At 71.1% G+C, this 16,395-nt stretch carries 17 protein-coding genes and 3 tRNA genes; 14 read left to right on the top strand and 6 right to left on the bottom strand.

Going from position 1 to position 16,395, the window contains the following annotated elements; genetic code table 11:
• Positions 1-45 precede the first annotated feature (45 nt).
• From ASF40_RS20200 to ASF40_RS20190, 3 genes are all read right to left on the bottom strand, one after another.
• Positions 46-118, bottom strand: a tRNA-Phe gene (locus ASF40_RS20200).
• Positions 119-195: 77 nt separating this feature from the next.
• Positions 196-269: transfer RNA gene (locus ASF40_RS20195), tRNA-Asp, on the bottom strand.
• A gap of 20 nt (positions 270-289) precedes the next feature.
• A tRNA-Glu gene (locus ASF40_RS20190) sits at positions 290-362 on the bottom strand.
• Between the two features lie 321 nt (positions 363-683).
• Here ASF40_RS20190 and ASF40_RS20185 point away from each other — a divergent pair.
• Positions 684-2,000, top strand: a complete 1,317-nt coding sequence (locus ASF40_RS20185; RefSeq protein ID WP_082497243.1) for a M23 family metallopeptidase — start codon at positions 684-686, stop codon at positions 1,998-2,000.
• Positions 2,001-2,068: 68 nt separating this feature from the next.
• On the opposite strand, the gene ppa is transcribed toward ASF40_RS20185, so the two are convergent.
• Positions 2,069-2,602 carry an inorganic diphosphatase gene (gene ppa, locus ASF40_RS20180; protein WP_056372528.1) on the bottom strand — a complete coding sequence of 178 codons (534 nt, stop codon included), beginning with the start codon at positions 2,600-2,602 and terminating at the stop codon, positions 2,069-2,071.
• A gap of 168 nt (positions 2,603-2,770) precedes the next feature.
• Between ppa and tilS the strand changes: the two genes are divergently transcribed.
• The gene (tilS, locus tag ASF40_RS20175; RefSeq protein ID WP_056372526.1) at positions 2,771-3,766 is read left to right on the top strand and encodes a tRNA lysidine(34) synthetase TilS; all 996 of its coding nucleotides are present in this window, start codon (positions 2,771-2,773) and stop codon (positions 3,764-3,766) included.
• 23 nt (positions 3,767-3,789) lie between these two features.
• Positions 3,790-4,341 carry a hypoxanthine phosphoribosyltransferase gene (gene hpt / locus ASF40_RS20170; protein WP_056372524.1) on the top strand — a complete coding sequence of 184 codons (552 nt, stop codon included), beginning with the start codon at positions 3,790-3,792 and terminating at the stop codon, positions 4,339-4,341.
• Positions 4,342-4,347: 6 nt separating this feature from the next.
• On the opposite strand, the gene ASF40_RS20165 is transcribed toward hpt, so the two are convergent.
• Positions 4,348-5,394, bottom strand: coding sequence for a hypothetical protein (locus tag ASF40_RS20165; protein ID WP_056372522.1), 1,047 nt, complete (start codon positions 5,392-5,394; stop codon positions 4,348-4,350).
• 188 nt (positions 5,395-5,582) lie between these two features.
• Here ASF40_RS20165 and ftsH point away from each other — a divergent pair, with 188 nt between their 5' ends.
• Genes ftsH through ASF40_RS20110 form a run of 11 tightly spaced genes read left to right on the top strand, consistent with a single transcriptional unit; the run spans position 5,583 to position 15,155 of the window.
• Positions 5,583-7,592 carry an ATP-dependent zinc metalloprotease FtsH gene (gene ftsH / locus ASF40_RS20160; RefSeq protein ID WP_056372521.1) on the top strand — a complete coding sequence of 670 codons (2,010 nt, stop codon included), beginning with the start codon at positions 5,583-5,585 and terminating at the stop codon, positions 7,590-7,592.
• A gap of 9 nt (positions 7,593-7,601) precedes the next feature.
• On the top strand, positions 7,602-8,192 hold the full coding sequence (gene folE / locus ASF40_RS20155; RefSeq protein ID WP_056372518.1) for a GTP cyclohydrolase I: 591 nt from the start codon (positions 7,602-7,604) through the stop codon (positions 8,190-8,192).
• Positions 8,189-9,016, top strand: coding sequence for a dihydropteroate synthase (gene folP, locus ASF40_RS20150; RefSeq protein ID WP_056372516.1), 828 nt, complete (start codon positions 8,189-8,191; stop codon positions 9,014-9,016). The genes folE and folP overlap by 4 nt, the downstream gene beginning before the upstream one ends.
• Positions 9,016-9,411, top strand: coding sequence for a dihydroneopterin aldolase (folB, locus tag ASF40_RS20145; RefSeq protein WP_056372514.1), 396 nt, complete (start codon positions 9,016-9,018; stop codon positions 9,409-9,411). Before folP ends, folB begins: the two co-directional genes overlap by 1 nt.
• On the top strand, positions 9,408-9,965 hold the full coding sequence (gene folK, locus ASF40_RS20140) for a 2-amino-4-hydroxy-6-hydroxymethyldihydropteridine diphosphokinase (RefSeq protein ID WP_056372512.1): 558 nt from the start codon (positions 9,408-9,410) through the stop codon (positions 9,963-9,965). The genes folB and folK overlap by 4 nt, the downstream gene beginning before the upstream one ends.
• Positions 9,962-10,456 carry a DUF3180 domain-containing protein gene (locus ASF40_RS20135; protein ID WP_056372510.1) on the top strand — a complete coding sequence of 165 codons (495 nt, stop codon included), beginning with the start codon at positions 9,962-9,964 and terminating at the stop codon, positions 10,454-10,456. The genes folK and ASF40_RS20135 overlap by 4 nt, the downstream gene beginning before the upstream one ends.
• Complete coding sequence (locus ASF40_RS20130; RefSeq protein ID WP_056372508.1) at positions 10,401-10,997, top strand: PH domain-containing protein; 597 nt, start codon at positions 10,401-10,403, stop codon at positions 10,995-10,997. Before ASF40_RS20135 ends, ASF40_RS20130 begins: the two co-directional genes overlap by 56 nt.
• Positions 10,994-12,778, top strand: a complete 1,785-nt coding sequence (locus tag ASF40_RS20125) for a PH domain-containing protein (protein WP_082497234.1) — start codon at positions 10,994-10,996, stop codon at positions 12,776-12,778. The genes ASF40_RS20130 and ASF40_RS20125 overlap by 4 nt, the downstream gene beginning before the upstream one ends.
• Entirely contained in the window at positions 12,775-13,491 is a 717-nt protein-coding gene (locus ASF40_RS20120; RefSeq protein ID WP_056372505.1) for a Rossmann-like and DUF2520 domain-containing protein, read from the top strand. Before ASF40_RS20125 ends, ASF40_RS20120 begins: the two co-directional genes overlap by 4 nt.
• A complete protein-coding gene (gene panC / locus ASF40_RS20115) occupies positions 13,488-14,333 on the top strand; it encodes a pantoate--beta-alanine ligase (protein WP_056372503.1) in 846 nt (281 codons plus the stop codon). The genes ASF40_RS20120 and panC overlap by 4 nt, the downstream gene beginning before the upstream one ends.
• A gap of 27 nt (positions 14,334-14,360) precedes the next feature.
• Positions 14,361-15,155: an MBL fold metallo-hydrolase gene (locus ASF40_RS20110; RefSeq protein ID WP_056372502.1), complete on the top strand. Its 795-nt coding sequence runs from the start codon at positions 14,361-14,363 to the stop codon at positions 15,153-15,155.
• A 45-nt stretch (positions 15,156-15,200) separates the two neighbouring features.
• Here ASF40_RS20110 and ASF40_RS20105 read toward each other — a convergent pair whose 3' ends face one another.
• On the bottom strand, positions 15,201-16,394 hold the full coding sequence (locus ASF40_RS20105; protein ID WP_235560305.1) for an MFS transporter: 1,194 nt from the start codon (positions 16,392-16,394) through the stop codon (positions 15,201-15,203).
• Between the last annotated feature and the right edge of the window lies 1 nt (position 16,395).

The raw sequence follows: 16,395 nt of genomic DNA, 5'->3' as shown, positions 1-16,395 counted from the left end.
AAAAGACGAAACCCCCGCGATGTAGAAGCTACGCGGGGGTTTCAGTGGCTCCGACCGGCATCGATCCGGTGACCTTTCGATTTTCAGTCGAACGCTCTACCAACTGAGCTACAGAGCCGCACGGCATCTCTCATACAAGACCTGCCGCGTCCTAGACGAAAGGCCCTCTTCGAAAAAAGGGCCCGTCGCTCGGAGCGACCCTGACGGGACTTGAACCCGCGACCTCCGCCGTGACAGGGCGGCACGCTAACCAACTGCGCTACAGGGCCATGCTTATTGAATTGTGGAGTGACCCCAACGGGATTCGAACCCGTGCTACCGCCGTGAAAGGGCGGCGTCCTAGGCCGCTAAACGATGGGGCCGGGTGAACCTTTGGGGCTCACTGCCGAGGACCAAGCATACGTAACTCCTCGCGAAAACGCGAATCGAGCGCGCGCCGCCCTTGTGCATCGCGTTCCCGAGGCGCACACTGACCGGGTGACCGCTTCCCGAGGCGGCGGTCGCCGCGCACCTCTGGGGGGTTGCGCATGTTACTGATGTTGCTAGTGTGAAACGAGTTGACGCCGTGAGGGAGGGATCCGGTGCAGCCCGAAAACGTCACTGATCAGGCCGTGTCCGACGACGCCTCCGTGGACTGCGGGTGCGCGCCGTCTGCCCGCGAGCAGCGGCGGCTCTGGCCCGCGATGAATCGGCGCACCGCGCTCGGGCTTGGAATCCTCGGTGTCGCCGCGCTCGGCGCCGCCGGCGGAACGCTCGGGCCGCTCGTCGCCCCGGCGTTCGCCGCCGACTACCCGTCGTGGGACGACGTCGTCGCCGCGAAGAACAACGAGGCCGCCAAGGCCGCCGAGATCACCAAGATCCAACAGCTCATCGCCGGGCTCGAAGCCGATGTCGCCGCGAAGCAGCAGGTCGCGCAGCAGATGGCCGACGAGTTCTACGTCGCGCAGCAGGCGTACTTCGACGCCGCGCTGCGCGCCGACCAGCTGCAGCAGCAGGCCGACGAGCAGGCCGCCGCCGCGATCGACGCCGCGAACAAGGCCGGCCGCGTGGCGGCACAGCTGTACCGCAACGGCGGCGACGACACGTCGCTCGAGCTGTTCTTCGCGGGATCGGCCGCCGGCGCCGATGATCTGCTGGCGCGCCTGGGCACGATGGACAAGCTCGTCCAGCGCAACCAGGACGTGTACGCCCAGGCCGTCACTGCCCGCGACTCGGCGCAGAGCCTGAGCGACCAGGCGGGTGTGCAGCGGGCGGAGCGCGACCGGCTGCAGAAGATCGCCGAAGAGAAGATGGTCGCCGCGCAGAAGGCCGCCGACGAGGCGCAAGCCGCCCTCGACGCGCAGAACGCGAAGCGCGGCGAACTCGAGGCCCAGCTCGCGGCCCTGCAGGACGCGACGGCCAAGACCGTCGCCGACTACCAGGAGGGCGAGCGCGTCCGCGCCGAGCAGGAGCGCCTGCGCCGCGAGGAGGAAGCCCGCCGCGCGAAGGAGGAGGCCGACCGCCTCGCCCAGCAGAACCAGGGCGGCGGCGGCGGTGGCGGAGGCGGCGGTGGCGGTGGCGGTGGCGGCGGAGCCGTCGTCGGTTCGGGCTGGGCCCGTCCGTCATCCGGCTGGCGCAGCTCCGGCTATGGCCCGCGTACCGTGCAGTGCGGCAACAGCTACTGCTCCAGCGGCTTCCACTACGGCGTCGACCTCGCCGCGGGCTGTAGCTCAGGCATCTACGCCGCCTCGGCCGGTCGGGTCGTCTACGCCGGCCCGAACGGCGGCTACGGCAATTACATCAAGATCGACCATGGCGGCGGCATCGGCACCGGCTACGGGCACATCCGCAACGGCGGCATCTTCGTCGGCGTCGGCCAGTGGGTCAACGCGGGTCAACTGATCGCGAGCGAAGGCAACACCGGCAACTCCTTCGGCTGCCACCTCCACTTCGAGACCTACGTCAACGGCGGCACGACGAACCCGATCAACTTCATGGCGGCGCGGGGCATCTCGGTCTGACCCCGGACACACCTGAAAAAGACGAGAACCGGATGCCGAGGCATCCGGTTCTCGCGTGAAGACACTGGTCAGAGCGTGTTCGGCGCGACGCCTTCACCCTGGGTCGCGGTCTGGCCCTCGTGCTGGGCGAAGCGCGCGAACGCCTCGTCGACCAGACGCTCGGCCTCTGCCGCGTTCGCCCACTCGTCGACCTTGACCCACTTGTTGGGCTCGAGGTCCTTGTAGTGCTCGAAGAAGTGCGTGATCTCCTTCTGCAGGTACTCGGAGATGTCGCCGACGTCCTGGATGTGCGCCCAGCGGGGGTCCTTGGCGAGCACGGCCACGACCTTGTCGTCGCCGCCGGCCTCGTCGCTCATCTTGAGCACGCCGACGGGGCGGACGCTCGCGAGGATGCCGGGGGCCAGGTCGACGTCGAGGATCACGAGCACGTCGAGCGGGTCGCCGTCCTCGCCGAGGGTGTTCTCGAAGAACCCGTAGTTGGTCGGGTAGCCCATGGGCGTGTAGAGGATGCGGTCGAGGAAGACGCGGCCCGTGCCGTGGTCGACCTCGTACTTCACGCGGCTGCCGCGCGGGATCTCGATGACGGCGTCGTACGCGCCCATAGTGGTGCTCCTTCGAAGACTGTGGATTGCCGCGACCAGCCTAGTTCGGGCGCCTATCGGGCACTAACTCAGGATCGTCGGCGCGCACAGGCGCGACACGCCGCGGAGAGGCGTGACCGCGAGGCTCCGATCCTGAGAACGGTACGTCGTCCCCGGTACGGTGGGCGGGTGGAGGAGCGCAGACCCGGACTCGACCCCGCCGTCGCCGAGGTGCGGCTCGCCGTGCGCAGCGCGCTCACGGGCCTCGAACCCGGTGCGACCGTGCTGGTCGCGCTGTCGGGCGGAGCGGATTCCCTCGCGCTGGCGGCCGCGACGGCCTTCGAGGCCCCGAAGCGAGGACTGCGCGCCGCGTCGCTCACCGTCGACCACGGCCTGCAGGACGGATCGACGGATGCTGCCGCCGCCGCGGCCGCGAAGGCCGAGGCGCTCGGGCTCGAGGCTCGTGTGGCGCGCGTCGAGGTCGGGGCAGCAGGCGGTCCGGAGGCGGCGGCGCGCGAGGCGCGCTACGGCGCCCTGGCCGACGGGGCGCGGGCGATCGGTGCGGCCGCGATCCTCACCGGCCACACGCTCGACGACCAGGCCGAGACGGTCCTGCTCGGACTCGCCCGCGGCGCGGGCGCCACGAGCCTGCAGGGCATGGCCGAGACATCCGTTCTCGAGGGCGTCGCGCTGCTGCGCCCGCTGCTGGGCGTGCGTCGTGTCACGACCCGCGCCGCGTGCGCCGCCGAGGGGCTCGAGCCCTGGGACGACCCCCACAACGCCGACCCGCGGTTCGCGCGCGTGCGCGTGCGCGAGACGGTGCTGCCGGTGCTCGAATCCGAACTCGGCCCGGGGATCGCCGAGGCGCTCGCCCGCACGGCAGCGCAGCTGCGCGAAGACGCCGAGGCGTTCGACGAGATGATCGACGAGACGATCGAGGACATCGTCGAGCACGCCGAGGCCGGCATCTCGGTGTCGGCGGCGGCGCTCGTCGCCAACCCGGCGGCGCTGCGCAACCGCATCATCCGGCACGTCGTGGCCAGCGAGTTCCACGAGAGCCTCACGCGGACGCAGACGCTCGAGGTGGCGCGCCTGGTCACGGACTGGTCGGGTCAGGGACCCATCGATCTTCCCGGATGCCGCGCCCGCCGCGTCGGCGGGCGCGTCGAGTTCACCGCCCGTTGAGGGTGCCCCTCTAGACTCGTCGCATGCGCGCGGCCGACGTTTCCAGCGACATCACCGAAGTCCTCGTCACCGAGGAGGAGATCCGAGCCAAGCTCGACGAGATCGCGGCGCAGGTCGCCGAGGATTACGCCGACGAAGACCTTCTGCTGGTCGGAGTCCTCAAGGGCGCGATCATGGTCATGGCCGATTTCTCGCGCGCGCTCAAGAAGCACGTGACGATGGACTGGATGGCGGTGTCGTCCTACGGCGCCGGCACGAAGTCCAGCGGTGTCGTGCAGATCCGCAAAGACCTCGACACCGACATCCTCGGCAAGCACGTGCTCATCGTCGAGGACATCATCGACTCGGGTCTGACCCTCAGCTGGCTGCTGGAGAACTTCGCGGCCCGCGGTGCGGCATCCGTCGAGGTCTTCGCGCTGCTGCGCAAGCCCGAGGCCGCCAAGGTCGAGGTGCACTGCCGGTACGTCGGCTTCGACATCCCGACGGAGTTCGTCGTCGGCTACGGCCTCGACTACGCCGAGAAGTACCGCAACCTGCGCGACGTGGCCGTGCTCGCGCCGCACGTCTACAGCTGATCCCGGTCAGCCGGCGAGCATGTCGGCGAGCGCCGGTGGGACGGCGTACGTCGTGACCATGTCGACGATGAGCCGGCGGCATCCGTCCAGCTCCACCGTGATCGGTGCCTTCCCCTCCGCGTTCGCGTCGAGCACGACCAGGGAACCGGGGATGTCGTCGCACGGCTCCGGCATCGGCCGAGCGGATGCTGCCGCCTCGAGCACTGCGCGCGTCTCGGCGGCGTCGAGCTGACGGCTGCCGGTGAACCACGCGGTTCCCTCCACGTCGACGGTGGCCCAGGTCGCCGCGCCGGCCGTGGGCGCCGCCGAGGGGTTCGCGGCATCGTCGGTCGAGTACGCGCAGAGCCGGAGCGCCTCGACCTCGCCGGGTGCGGGCGTCCGCGGCGGTGCCCACGGCATGGTCTGGATCCCCGTCGACGTCGACGTCGGCGCAGGGGCGGGTGCGTCGAGCGTGCCCTCCCATTCCTCGAGATCCTTCGGCGAGGCGATCTGAAGCGGACGGGCCGACCACGTCGGCGCGCATCCGGCGTCGAGCGCGGCGCGCGGCTGCGTGAGCGTGCGCTGCTCCTCGTCGGTCTGCACGACGGCGAGCCCGGCCAGTGCATCGCCGATCAGGTCGAGCTTCGGCTGGCTGCAGCCGTCGGCCGGATAGCGGACACGGATGCCTCGGCCCGCGGCATCCGTCAACCAGATCTGCGGGGCGATCATCGCGATCGCCGCGCATGGTCCCAGGGAGCGCCCGTCGTCGGGCTCCGCCTGAGCACGCAGGAGCGCCGTGAGATCGCCTTCGAGCCGTTCACGGAGGACGACGGACCAGATGCCTTCGTCGTCCTCGACGGTCTGGAAGGGCACGCAGCGGACCGCGGCGACGGGCTCGAAGTCATCGGGCATGGAGCCGGCTCCGCCGGGGTCGCCGCCCAAGGGGTCCGTGCCCGCGCAGGAGATCTCGGCGACGATCTCGGAGGGCGTCAGCGCCGTCGGAGCGGACGCGCAGCCGGTCAGCGCGACGGCCGCTGCGGTGAGGACGATGAGCGAGGGGTGGATGCGGGGCACGGGGTCCTCCTCGTCGTGGGCTCGTGCGGCGCTTCGCCCCCAACGCTATCGGGCGGACTGTGATTACGCCCGGGGCGAATGCACAGACGGCGCCTAGGAATCGCGCGATACCCTGATTCAACCGTCGACGGGGGTTTTCCCGTCCGCGGCGGCACGTCGACGAAAGGGGTCGGGCTCTCGCCCGCGCCATGGACTTCAAGAAGATCACCCGCAACCCGCTCTTCTACGTCCTGCTGATCGGGGTCTTCCTCATCGTGGGTTTCTCGCTCATCTCGAGCCTGGGCGGCGCGAAGCAGATCTCGACGCAGGAGGGTCTGGAGCTGCTCTCGGGCGACACAGTCACCGAGGTCGTCAACACCGACGGCGACCAGCGGGTCGACATGAAGCTCTCGAAGGAGTACGAGGGCGCCTCCGACGTGCAGTTCTACTACGTCTCGGCGCGCGCTGACGAGGTCGTCACCGCGATCAACGAGGCGAACCCCAAGGACGGCTTCAACGACGCCGTCCCGCGTGCCACGTGGTTCGACGGCTTCATCTCGCTCCTCCTGCCGATCCTGCTGCTCGGCCTCCTCTTCTGGTTCCTGCTGTCGAGCGCCCAGGGCGGCGGCAGCAAGGTCATGCAGTTCGGCAAGTCGCGCGCGAAGCTCGTGACGAAGGAGATGCCGCAGGTCACCTTCCAAGACGTCGCGGGCTCCGACGAGGCGATCGAAGAGCTCGAGGAGATCAAGGACTTCCTGAAGGACCCGTCGAAGTTCCAGGCGGTCGGCGCCCGCATCCCGAAGGGCGTGCTGCTGTACGGCCCTCCCGGAACCGGCAAGACGCTCCTCGCCCGCGCGGTCGCGGGGGAGGCCGGTGTGCCGTTCTACTCGATCTCGGGCTCGGACTTCGTGGAGATGTTCGTCGGCGTCGGCGCGAGCCGCGTGCGCGACCTCTTCAACAACGCGAAGGAGAACGCTCCCGCCATCATCTTCATCGACGAGATCGACGCCGTCGGCCGCCACCGCGGCGCCGGCATGGGTGGCGGTCACGACGAGCGCGAGCAGACGCTCAACCAGATGCTCGTCGAGATGGACGGCTTCGATCCCAAGGCGAACGTCATCGTCATCGCGGCGACGAACCGCCCCGACATCCTCGACCCGGCGCTGCTGCGCCCGGGCCGCTTCGACCGCCAGATCGGCGTCGACGCCCCCGACCTCAAGGGCCGCACGAAGATCCTCGAGGTGCACGGCCGCGGCAAGCCGCTCGCCGACGGCGTCGACCTCGAGGTCGTCGCCCGCAAGACGCCCGGCTTCACCGGTGCCGACCTCGCCAACGTGCTGAACGAGGCCGCGCTCCTGACGGCCCGCTCGAACGCGCAGCTGATCGACAACCGCGCGCTCGACGAGGCCATCGACCGCGTGATCGCGGGCCCGCAGCGCCGCACGCGCGTGATGAAGGACAAGGAGAAGCTCATCACGGCGTACCACGAGGGCGGTCACGCGCTCGCGGCGGCGGCGATGAACCACACCGACCCCGTCACGAAGGTCACGATCCTTCCGCGCGGCAAGGCCCTCGGCTACACGATGGTGCTGCCCCTCGACGACAAGTACTCCGTCACCCGCAACGAGCTGCAGGACCAGCTCACGTATGCGATGGGCGGTCGCGTCGCGGAGGAGATCGTCTTCCACGACCCGACGACCGGCGCGTCCAACGACATCGAGAAGGCGACGAACATCGCCCGCAAGATGGTCACCGAGTACGGCATGACCGGCGACATCGGCCCGGTCAAGCTCGGCCAGTCCTCGGGCGAGGTCTTCATGGGCCGCGACATGGGCCACGGCCGGGAGTTCTCGGAGCGCGTCGCCGAGCGGGTCGACGTCCAGGTGCGCGACCTCATCGAGCAGGCGCACAACGAGGCGTACGAGGTGATCAACGCGAACCGCGCGGTGCTGGACAAGCTCGCTCTGGAGCTTCTCGAGAAGGAGACGCTCGACCACCTCGAGCTCGCCGAGATCTTCAAGGATGTCAAGCGTCTCCCGCCGCGCCCGCAGTGGCTGTCGAGCGAGCAGCGTCCCGTCTCGGAGCTGCCGCCCGTGGAGGTCCCGCAGCGTCGCGACGAGGCAGGACTCGCCGCGAGCGTCGAAGCCGACGAGCTGCCGGCTGCCGAGAAGGCGACCAAGCGCCGCCCCACCGGACAGGCGCGCCCGGCGACCGCGTAGGCTCGGCCTATGGCCGTCGATCGTGAGCGCGTCGCCGCGCTCGTGCGCGAACTGCTCGAGGCGATCGGCGAAGACCCCGAGCGCCCCGGACTGAAGCAGACACCCGAGCGGGTCGCCGACGCGTACGCCGAGTTCTTCGCGGGGGTGGGGGCGGATGCTGCCGCCCCGCTCGCGCACACGATCTCGGTGTCGCGCGGCCCCGCTCCCGACACCCTGCCGTCTGGCGCGGTGATCCTGCGCGACATCATCTTCCGCTCGGTGTGCGAGCACCACCTCCTGCCCTTCCGCGGGCACGCGCACCTCGCCTACCTCCCCGGCGAGCGGGTCGTCGGCCTCGGCGCACTGCCCAAGGTCGTCGACATCCTGTCGTCGCGGCCGCAGGTGCAGGAGCGCCTGGGCGAGCAGATCGCCGACGTGATCGCCGGCTCCCTCGACGCCCGCGGCGTGCTCGTGGTGCTCGACGCCTCGCACGAGTGCGTGACGATGCGTGGCGGACGCCAGCCGGATGCCTCGACGGTGACGATCGCCGCCCGCGGGGAGCTCGCCGAACCGGCCGCGCGCGCCGAGCTGGTCGCGCTGATCGGGGCCGGCCGCTCATGACCCTCATCATGGGCGTCGTCAATGTGACGCCCGACTCTTTCAGCGACGGCGGGCGGTACGTGGATGCCGAGGCCGCCGTCGCCCACGGACTGATCCTTCGGGCGCAGGGCGCCGACATCCTCGACATCGGCGGCGAGTCGACCCGGCCGGGCGCTGAGCGCGTGCCGCCGGAGGTCGAGCAGGAGCGGGTGATCCCCGTCGTGCGCGCCTTGTCGGACGCAGGCGTCGTCGTCAGCATCGACACGATGAACGCCTCGACCGCCGCCCTCGCCGTCCAGGCGGGCGCGCGGATCGTGAACGACGTCTCGGGCGGCATGGCCGACCCCGGGATGCTGGCGGCCGTCGCCCCGACCGATGCGGACGTGGTGCTGCAGCACTGGCGCGGCCATTCCGCCGACATGTACGCGCGTGCCGTCTACGACGACGTCGTGGCCGAGGTGACGCGCGAACTCACCGCCAGGATGGAGGCTGCCGCGCAGGCCGGCATCGATCCCGCGCGGATCATCGTCGACCCCGGCATCGGCTTCGGCAAGCGCGGGGAGCAGAACTGGCAGACCTTGCGGGGTCTCGACCGCTTCGTCGGGATCGGGCAGCGGGTGCTCATCGGCACCAGCCGCAAGCGGTTCCTGGCGGACGCGCTCGCGGCAGATCCCGCCGACGCCTCCGAGGCACGGCGCGACCTGGCGACGGCGGTGACCAGCGTCCTCGCGGCGCAGGCGGGTGTGTGGGCGGTGCGCGTCCACGATGTCGGCGCCACACGGGATGCTCTGGTGGTCGCCGAGCGCTGGGCCGGCGTGGATCGAACAGGCGGCCGGGAGGGCTGATGGACTTCATCGACGAGATCACGCTCACCGGTGTGCGCGCCTACGGGTACCACGGGGTGTTCGAGGACGAGCGCCGCGAGGGCCAGGAGTTCGTCGTCGACGTGACCCTGTACCTCAGCACGACGGAGGCGGCCGAGACCGACGACGTCGCCGACACCGTGCACTACGGCGAGGTCGCCGAGCGCATCGTCGAGCTGGTCGGCGGCGAGCCGCTGAACCTCATCGAGGGCGTCGCGGCGCGCATCGCCGACGACCTCCTCACGTACGACCTCGTGCGGATGGTGGCGGTCACGGTGCACAAGCCGCAGGCACCGATCACTGTTCCGTTCTCCGATGTGGCGGTCACCATCCGCCGCGGCCGCCCCGTCGAGCCGGCGAGGACGGTGGGCTCGTGAACCGTCGACTCGCCGAGGGCTTCGACGGCGACCCCGCACGCCATCCGCGCGAGGCGGTCGAAGCCGTCGTGGCGCTCGGTGCCAACCTCGGCGACCGCGCCGAGACGATGACCGCGGCCATCAAGGACCTCGCCCGCGTGCCGCTCGTCGACGCCGTCCGCGTGTCGGAGCCTGTCGAGTCGGTCGCGCTGAAGCCGGAAGGACCGGATGCCTCCGCTCCGGCGTACCTGAACGCCGTCGCGATCCTCACCACACGCCTGGCGCCCTCGGTGCTGCTCGGCTACCTCCACGCGATCGAGCAGCGGCACGGCCGGGTACGGGCGGTCGCGCGTTCCGCGCGCGAGGGAGGCTGGGAGGACCGCACGCTCGACCTCGATCTGATCGCCTACGGCAACGTGGTCAGCGACGATCCTCGCCTGCTGCTGCCGCATCCGCGCGCGGCCGAGCGCGACTTCGTGCTCGGGCCGTGGCTGGCCGTCGACCCCGACGCTGTGCTCCCGGGTGCCGGCCGAGTCGACGAGGCGCTGCGCCGGCTGCGGACGGAGAGCCGATGAAGCGCACCAGTGCGGGCGTGCTGATCATCGCCGCGGTCCTCGGGGTCGCGGCGGGCTTCCTCGTGGACCAGCTGCTGACCTCCGCGGGGAGCCCCACGTTCACGCCCGCGGTGACCCTGCCCATCCTCCTCGTGCTGCTCGGCGTGGTGGTGATCGCCCTCGCGGTCCCGATCCGCCGCGCCACCCACGGCATCGCCAAGACGACGGTCGACCCGTTCCGCGCCGTGCGCATCGCGATGCTCGCGAAGGCGTCGAGCATCGTGGGCGCCGCGATCGGCGGGCTGGGCGCAGGCCTGTGGATCTTCCTTTCGACCCGGCCGGTCACGCCCTCGCTAGGCTCGTTGGGAACGGTCATCGCGACGACCGTGTGCGGCGCCCTGCTGGTCGCCGCGGGTCTGGTCGCGGAGCACCTGTGCACGATCCGGAAGGACGACGATGACGAACAGCCCGGAGAAGATTCCGGACTCGAACCGCGCATCCACGACCACTGAGACGGCCGCGGTGCCCGTCACCGCCCCCGAGTTCGAGGGGCTCGTCGAGCCGCGGTCCGAGAACCGTCTCGCGCTCGAGGGCGGGGTGTGGCACCAGATCTCGCCGAAGTACGTGACGGTGCAGCTGATCTCGACGGGGTCGTTCCTGCTGATCGTCATCGCCGCCACGCTCGTGCTCGCGCTGCTGATGCACCAGCTGTGGGCGTGGATCCCCGGCGGCATCATGACCGTGATCCTCGCGTGGACCCTCGCCATCCTTCCGCGGCAGGCGCGGGCGATCGGCTACCAGCTCCGCGACGACGACCTCGTCTTCCGTCGTGGCATCCTGTGGCAGCGCTTCGTCGCCGTGCCCTACGGTCGCATGCAGCTCATCGACATCACGCACGGTCCGCTCGACCGCGGCTTCGGCATCGCGCAGCTCAAGTTCGTGACGGCCGCCGCCGCGACAGGCGTCGTGATCCCGGGGCTGGCGCAGTCCACCGCCGAGACCCTCCGCGACCACCTCGTCGAGGTCGCCGAGAGCCGCCGTACCGGGCTATGAGCACGCTTCCCCCTCCTGAGGCGACGCCTGCCGGCCCCGGCGCTCCGCCGCCGCAGCTGGTGCGATCGCCGCTGAGTGACGGCGAGTGGCACCGGCTGCACCCGCTGACGCCGTTGCTGCGCGGCGGCCTGTTCCTCATCGTCGTCATCGGCATCGTCTTCGCGAACCTGCGCGACCGCCTGCTGTACATCTTCCTGCCATGGCTCGCGCCCGGGGTGGGGGACGAGGTCGTGGAGTGGGAGCAGGTCGGCGGCGACCCCATCGACTTCATCATCGCGAACAACCTCTACGTGCTGGCGGGTGTCGCCGTCCTCGCGGTTCTCATCGTGCTCGTCGCGGTGTTCTACACCTCGTGGCGCTTCCACACCTTCCGCATCACCGACGACGACGTCGAGGTGCGCAGCGGCATCCTGTTCCGCACGCAGCGGCGTGCGCCCCTCGACCGTGTACAGGGCGTCAACCTCACGCGGCCGATGATCGCGCGGCTGCTGGGCATGGCCAAGCTCGAGGTCGTCGGCGCGGGCACCGACGCGAACGTCAAGCTCGAGTACCTCTCGACCGCCAATGCCGAGGCGGTCCGTGCCGACATCCTCCGCCTCGCGTCGGGGCGCCGCCTCGCGATGGCCGCCGGCCCCGGCAGTGGGGCCGCGTCGCGACAGGCCGGCAGGGTGGCGTCCCTCAGCCAGACCGTCGGACGCGAGATCACGGGGCTCATCGAGGGACCCGAGGCCCCCGTCGCCGAACGGGAATCGGTCGTGCACATCCCGGTCGGCCGGCTCGTGGCATCCCATGTCCTCAGCGCGTCGACGCTCGGACTCCTGTTCGCCATCATCGCCATCGTGATCGGTGTCAGCCAGGGCGTGACGTGGCTGCTGCTCGGCTTCGTGCCCGCGATCATCGGTTTCGGCGCGTACTGGGTGCGCTCGATCGTCCGCTCGCTGCGCTACTCGATCGCGCCGACGCCCGACGGCGTGCGCATCACGTTCGGGCTCTTCACGACGATCACCGAGATCGTCCCGCCCGGCCGGGTGCATGCCGTCGAAGTGACGCAGGGGGTCTTCTGGCGCCCCGCCGGATGGTGGACGATCCGCATCAACCGCCTCACCGGCCGCAGCGCCGCCGACACCACGACCGATCAGTTCACGACGGTGCTGCCGGTCGGCACCGCGGCGGACGTCGAGCGGGTGCTGCGCCTGCTCCAGCCCTCGCTGCCCGACGACGAGCGGGCGCTCATCGTGCGGCAGGGCATGTTCGGGCCGACCGACGATGACACGTTCACGAACACGCCGAAGCGCGCGTGGTGGATCCGGCCGTTCTCGTACCGCCGCAACGGCTTCCGCCTCACCGACGACGTGCTCCTGATGCGGCGCGGCGTGGTGTGGCGCAAGCTCGTCATCCTCCCGCTCGCGCGCCTGCAGAGCTTCGGGCTCCACCAGGGGCCGCTCGACCGCGCGTCGCGCGTGACCAACGTGCGCGCGCACGTCGTCACAGGTCCGGTGTCGCCGTTCCTCGCGGCCGTCGACCGCGACGCCGCCCTGGCGCTGTTCGACGACGTCGCCCACGGGTCGGTGCGCGCGGCGCTGGTCGACCGCACCCACCGCTGGGCTGAGGACGAACCGGAAGCTGCCGACTCCGTCTCCCTGACCCCCGAGGTGTACGCGCCGGCCGCTGCGGTGCCCGCTCCACCTGCTGCCGGCGCAGATGCCCAGGCGGCAGCATCCGTGCCCCCGCCGCCGGCGGGCTACATCGTCGTTCCGAAGCCGGGGGAGGACCGAGAGTGAGCCGCGAGGGCCGTCTCGGGGTCGGCATCATCGGCGCCGGCCGGGTCGGGCCCGTGCTCGGCGCTGCGCTCGGCGGGGCCGGGCACGCGCTGGTGGGCGTCACGAAAGGCTCCGATCCCGAGCGGGTCGAGGCCATCCTGCCCGGAGTTCCCGTGCTCGACGCGACCGAGGTCGCCCGCCGGAGCGAGCTCGTGCTCGTCGCGGTGCCGCACGACCAGCTCGAGGGTCTCGTCAGCGGTCTGGCCGAGGTCGGCGCGTGGCAGCCGGGGCAGCTCGTGCTGCACACGGATCCGACCTTCGGCACCGGGATCCTGTCGGCCGCCGTGGCGAAGGGCGTGATCCCGCTCGCCGTGCACCCCGCGATCGAGTTCACCGGGACCTCGATGGATCTGCGGGCGCTCTCCAGTGCGTACGCGGCTGTCACCGCACCCGCTCCCGTGCTGCCGATCGCGCAGGCGCTCGCCGTCGAACTCGGCTGCGAGCCTGTCGTCGTCGAAGAGTCGGCGCGTCCCGCATACGGGGAGGCGATCGCGACGGCGCGGGTGTTCTCACGGTCCATCGTGCACCAGGCGGCCGCGCTGCTGGCGGAGGCCGGGGTGCCGTATCCCGGGTCGTTCCTGTCGGCTCTCGCGCACACCACGCTCGATCAGGCGCTGGCAGAAGCAGGCTCTGGTCCGGCGCGTGGCGAACCCCCCGCTACGATCCAAGGATGATCAGCACCGTCGACGAGCTGCGGGCTCGGCTCGCCGAGGTCCGCGCCGCCGCCCCGGGGGCGCGCATCGCGCTCATCTCCACCATCGGCTCCCTCCACGACGGGCACATCGACCTCGTCCATCGCGCGCGTGAAGTCGCCGACGTCGTGGTCGTCTCGGTGTTCGTCAATCCGCTGCGTTTCGCGTCGCCGGCAGAGTTCGCGGCGTATCCCCGGACGCCCGACGAGGACGAGCGCCTCCTCGAGTCGCTCGGTGTCGAGGTCGTGTTCGCGCCCGACGCGAACGAGCTGCTCCCCACCGGCTCCGCGACGACGAAGATCACCGCGGGCGATCTCGGCCTCCGCTACGAAGGGCGTGCGCGCCCGTTCTACTTCGACGGGCTCCTCACGGTGGAGGCGAAGCTCTTCCACCTCGTCGACCCGGACGTCGCCGTCTACGGCGAGCGGGACCGGCAGCGGGTCTTCCTCGTACGCCGCATGATCCGCGATCTGCTCTTCGACGTCGAGGTCGCGACGGTGGAGACCGTGCGCGGGGACGACGGCCTTCCCGTGTCGACGCGGGTCGGGATGCTCGAGGAGCGCGACCTCGCCGCCGCCGCGCTCCTGCCGGCCGCGCTCGACGCGGCCGCTGCGAACGCGGACCGCGGCGTGGATGCCTGCATCGCCGCCGCTCAGTCTGCGCTCATGGGGGAGCCGCGCATCCGGCTGGAGTACCTGAGCGTCGTCGACCCGGCGACGTTCCTGCCCGTCGACGAGGGCAGCAGCGGTCCCGCCCTCGCTCTCATCGCCGCCTCTGTGGCGGGGCATCGGTTCATCGACAACGCCGAGATCTACCTGGGCTGACCCCGGGAACAAGGGCTGGGAGGTGACATGCGCGTCACGCGGATCGGCGGTCCGACCGCCCTCGTCGAATGGGAAGGGTGGCGGATCCTCACGGACCCGACGTTCGACCCGCCGGGCCGCACCTACTCCTTCGCGCTGGGCACGTCGTCGCGCAAGACCACCGGTCCCGCCATCCCGCTCGACGAGATCGGCCCCGTCGATGTGGTGCTGCTGAGCCACCATCACCACGCCGACAACCTCGACGACGCGGGTCGGGCCGGGCTGTCGGCGGCGCGGACGGTGCTGACCACCGTCGCGGGCGCGAAGGCGCTGACGAAGGACGGCGCACATCCCGACGCCCAGGGCCTCGCCACCGGCGATGCCGTCACCCTCACCGCAGAGGGCAAGCGCGACCTCGTCGTCACCGCGACCCCGTGCCGGCACGGCGCCCCGCTCACCGGTCCGATCGTCGGACCCGTCGTCGGGTTCGCGCTCTCGCTCGCGGGCGCCGCCCGGCCCGGCCTGTGGATGACGGGCGACACCGTCCTGTACGGCGGCCTGCGTCGCGCGGCGACCGGGATGCTGCCCGACGTGGCGCTCGTCCACATCGGTGCCGTGAAGTTCCCGCTCACGGGTCCGCTCGCGTACACGATGGACGCCGACGACGCGGTCGAACTGATCGGACTCGCCCAGCCCGGCGTCGCCGTGCCCGTCCATGTCGAGGGCTGGAGCCATTTCTCGCAGCAGGAGGAGGCCGCCGCGGCGGTCTTCGACGCCGCCCCGGGGCCGGTGCGGGAGCGCATCCGCTGGGCACCGCTCGGGGTGCCGGTCGACCTGCCTTGAGGTGATCCGCGGAGGCCACAGCCGGGATCACCCTGCCCGGTCGCCCTATCGCGTGCGTGCCGGGAGCGAGTGGCGGCGCATGGCGACACCCGCGCCGAGCGTCGCGAGGAGCACGACGGCGGAGAAGACGAGGAGCACCGTCGTCTCGCCCACGAACGGAAGGCTCAGGCCCACGAGGAGCACGGGTGCGACGAGTCCCCCGTAGGCGATGAGGAAGAGAAGTGCGAGCGTCTCGCCCCGGCGGTCGGGCGCCGAGAGCGCCCCGGCCGCGGCGATCGCCGAGCGGAACATGATGCCGGCGCCGGACCCGGCGACGATCCCGCCCCCGATGAAGAGCGCGAGCGCGGGGATCAGGGCGCCCGCGGCGATGGACACGAGTCCGACGACGAAGCACAGGATGGCGATGAGGAGCTGCGCCCGCTGGGCGACGCGGACCAGCAGCAGCTGCGCGAGCGCCGCGGCGCCGAAGACGGCGAAGACGGTGGCACCGTCCACGAGGTGGTCGGACACGTGGAACGTGTCGTGGAGGAATGTCGGCGCCAGCGACGTGAACAGCGCGAACAGCGCGAACGAGGCGGCCGCGCCGGTGCCCGCCGCAGCGAAGGCCGCGCCGGACCCGGCGGGGAACGCCAGCCGTTGCGGTCGGTAGGCCGGATGCCGCGCCGACGTGTCGACCGTCTCGGGCACGTGGCGCAGAACGAACGCCGCGGCGATGAAGAGCACGAGGAAGACGAAGTGCGGCAGCTCGAGGGGGTCGGGGGCGAACTCGGCGAACAGGCCGCCCACCAGGGGGCCGAGCGCCAGCCCGCCGAGGTTGGCGGCTCCGGCGACCGACGCCGCAACCACCGCAGTCTCCGCGGGGCGGGCTCTTGCGCGCAGCTCGGCGAGGTGGGCCGCCGCCGCGGCGCTGAGCATGCCGACGCTGACCCCGTCGACGAACCGCGCGACGATGAGGCCCGGGACCGAGTTCCACACGAGGAAGACGACCGCCGCGAGCGCCGAGACGAGCACCGCGGTCTCCGCCATCCGGCGGCGTCCCGCCCAGTCGCTGATGTGGCCGACCAGGAAGAGGCTGAAGACGACCCCCACCGCGAACGCGGCGAAGATGAACGTCACGACCGGAACGGGGAAGTCGTCGGCCGCCTGGTACAGCGGGTACAGGGGCGTCGGGACTGTGGCGTAGGCGGTGACGCTCGTGAACGCGGCCGCGACGACCCAGAACCCGGCGAGATCCGACATC

Source organism: Microbacterium sp. Leaf288 (genome assembly GCF_001422925.1).
Classification (GTDB): Bacteria; Actinomycetota; Actinomycetes; order Actinomycetales; family Microbacteriaceae; genus Microbacterium.
This window is presented reverse-complemented; position numbering and strand designations above follow the sequence as displayed.

What these genes read in the sequence shown, in the direction of transcription:
- ppa (WP_056372528.1), bottom strand. Translation starts at nt 2,602, where the DNA reads ATGGGCGCGTACGACGCCGTCATCGAGATCCCGCGCGGCAGCCGCGTG.
- panC (WP_056372503.1), top strand. Translation starts at nt 13,488, where the DNA reads ATGATCAGCACCGTCGACGAGCTGCGGGCTCGGCTCGCCGAGGTCCGC.
- ASF40_RS20105 (WP_235560305.1), bottom strand. Translation starts at nt 16,394, where the DNA reads ATGTCGGATCTCGCCGGGTTCTGGGTCGTCGCGGCCGCGTTCACGAGC.
- ASF40_RS20185 (WP_082497243.1), top strand. Translation starts at nt 684, where the DNA reads ATGAATCGGCGCACCGCGCTCGGGCTTGGAATCCTCGGTGTCGCCGCG.
- ASF40_RS20125 (WP_082497234.1), top strand. Translation starts at nt 10,994, where the DNA reads ATGAGCACGCTTCCCCCTCCTGAGGCGACGCCTGCCGGCCCCGGCGCT.
- ASF40_RS20135 (WP_056372510.1), top strand. Translation starts at nt 9,962, where the DNA reads ATGAAGCGCACCAGTGCGGGCGTGCTGATCATCGCCGCGGTCCTCGGG.
- ASF40_RS20110 (WP_056372502.1), top strand. Translation starts at nt 14,361, where the DNA reads ATGCGCGTCACGCGGATCGGCGGTCCGACCGCCCTCGTCGAATGGGAA.
- ftsH (WP_056372521.1), top strand. Translation starts at nt 5,583, where the DNA reads ATGGACTTCAAGAAGATCACCCGCAACCCGCTCTTCTACGTCCTGCTG.
- hpt (WP_056372524.1), top strand. Translation starts at nt 3,790, where the DNA reads ATGCGCGCGGCCGACGTTTCCAGCGACATCACCGAAGTCCTCGTCACC.
- folB (WP_056372514.1), top strand. Translation starts at nt 9,016, where the DNA reads ATGGACTTCATCGACGAGATCACGCTCACCGGTGTGCGCGCCTACGGG.
- ASF40_RS20130 (WP_056372508.1), top strand. Translation starts at nt 10,401, where the DNA reads ATGACGAACAGCCCGGAGAAGATTCCGGACTCGAACCGCGCATCCACG.
- folP (WP_056372516.1), top strand. Translation starts at nt 8,189, where the DNA reads ATGACCCTCATCATGGGCGTCGTCAATGTGACGCCCGACTCTTTCAGC.
- folE (WP_056372518.1), top strand. Translation starts at nt 7,602, where the DNA reads ATGGCCGTCGATCGTGAGCGCGTCGCCGCGCTCGTGCGCGAACTGCTC.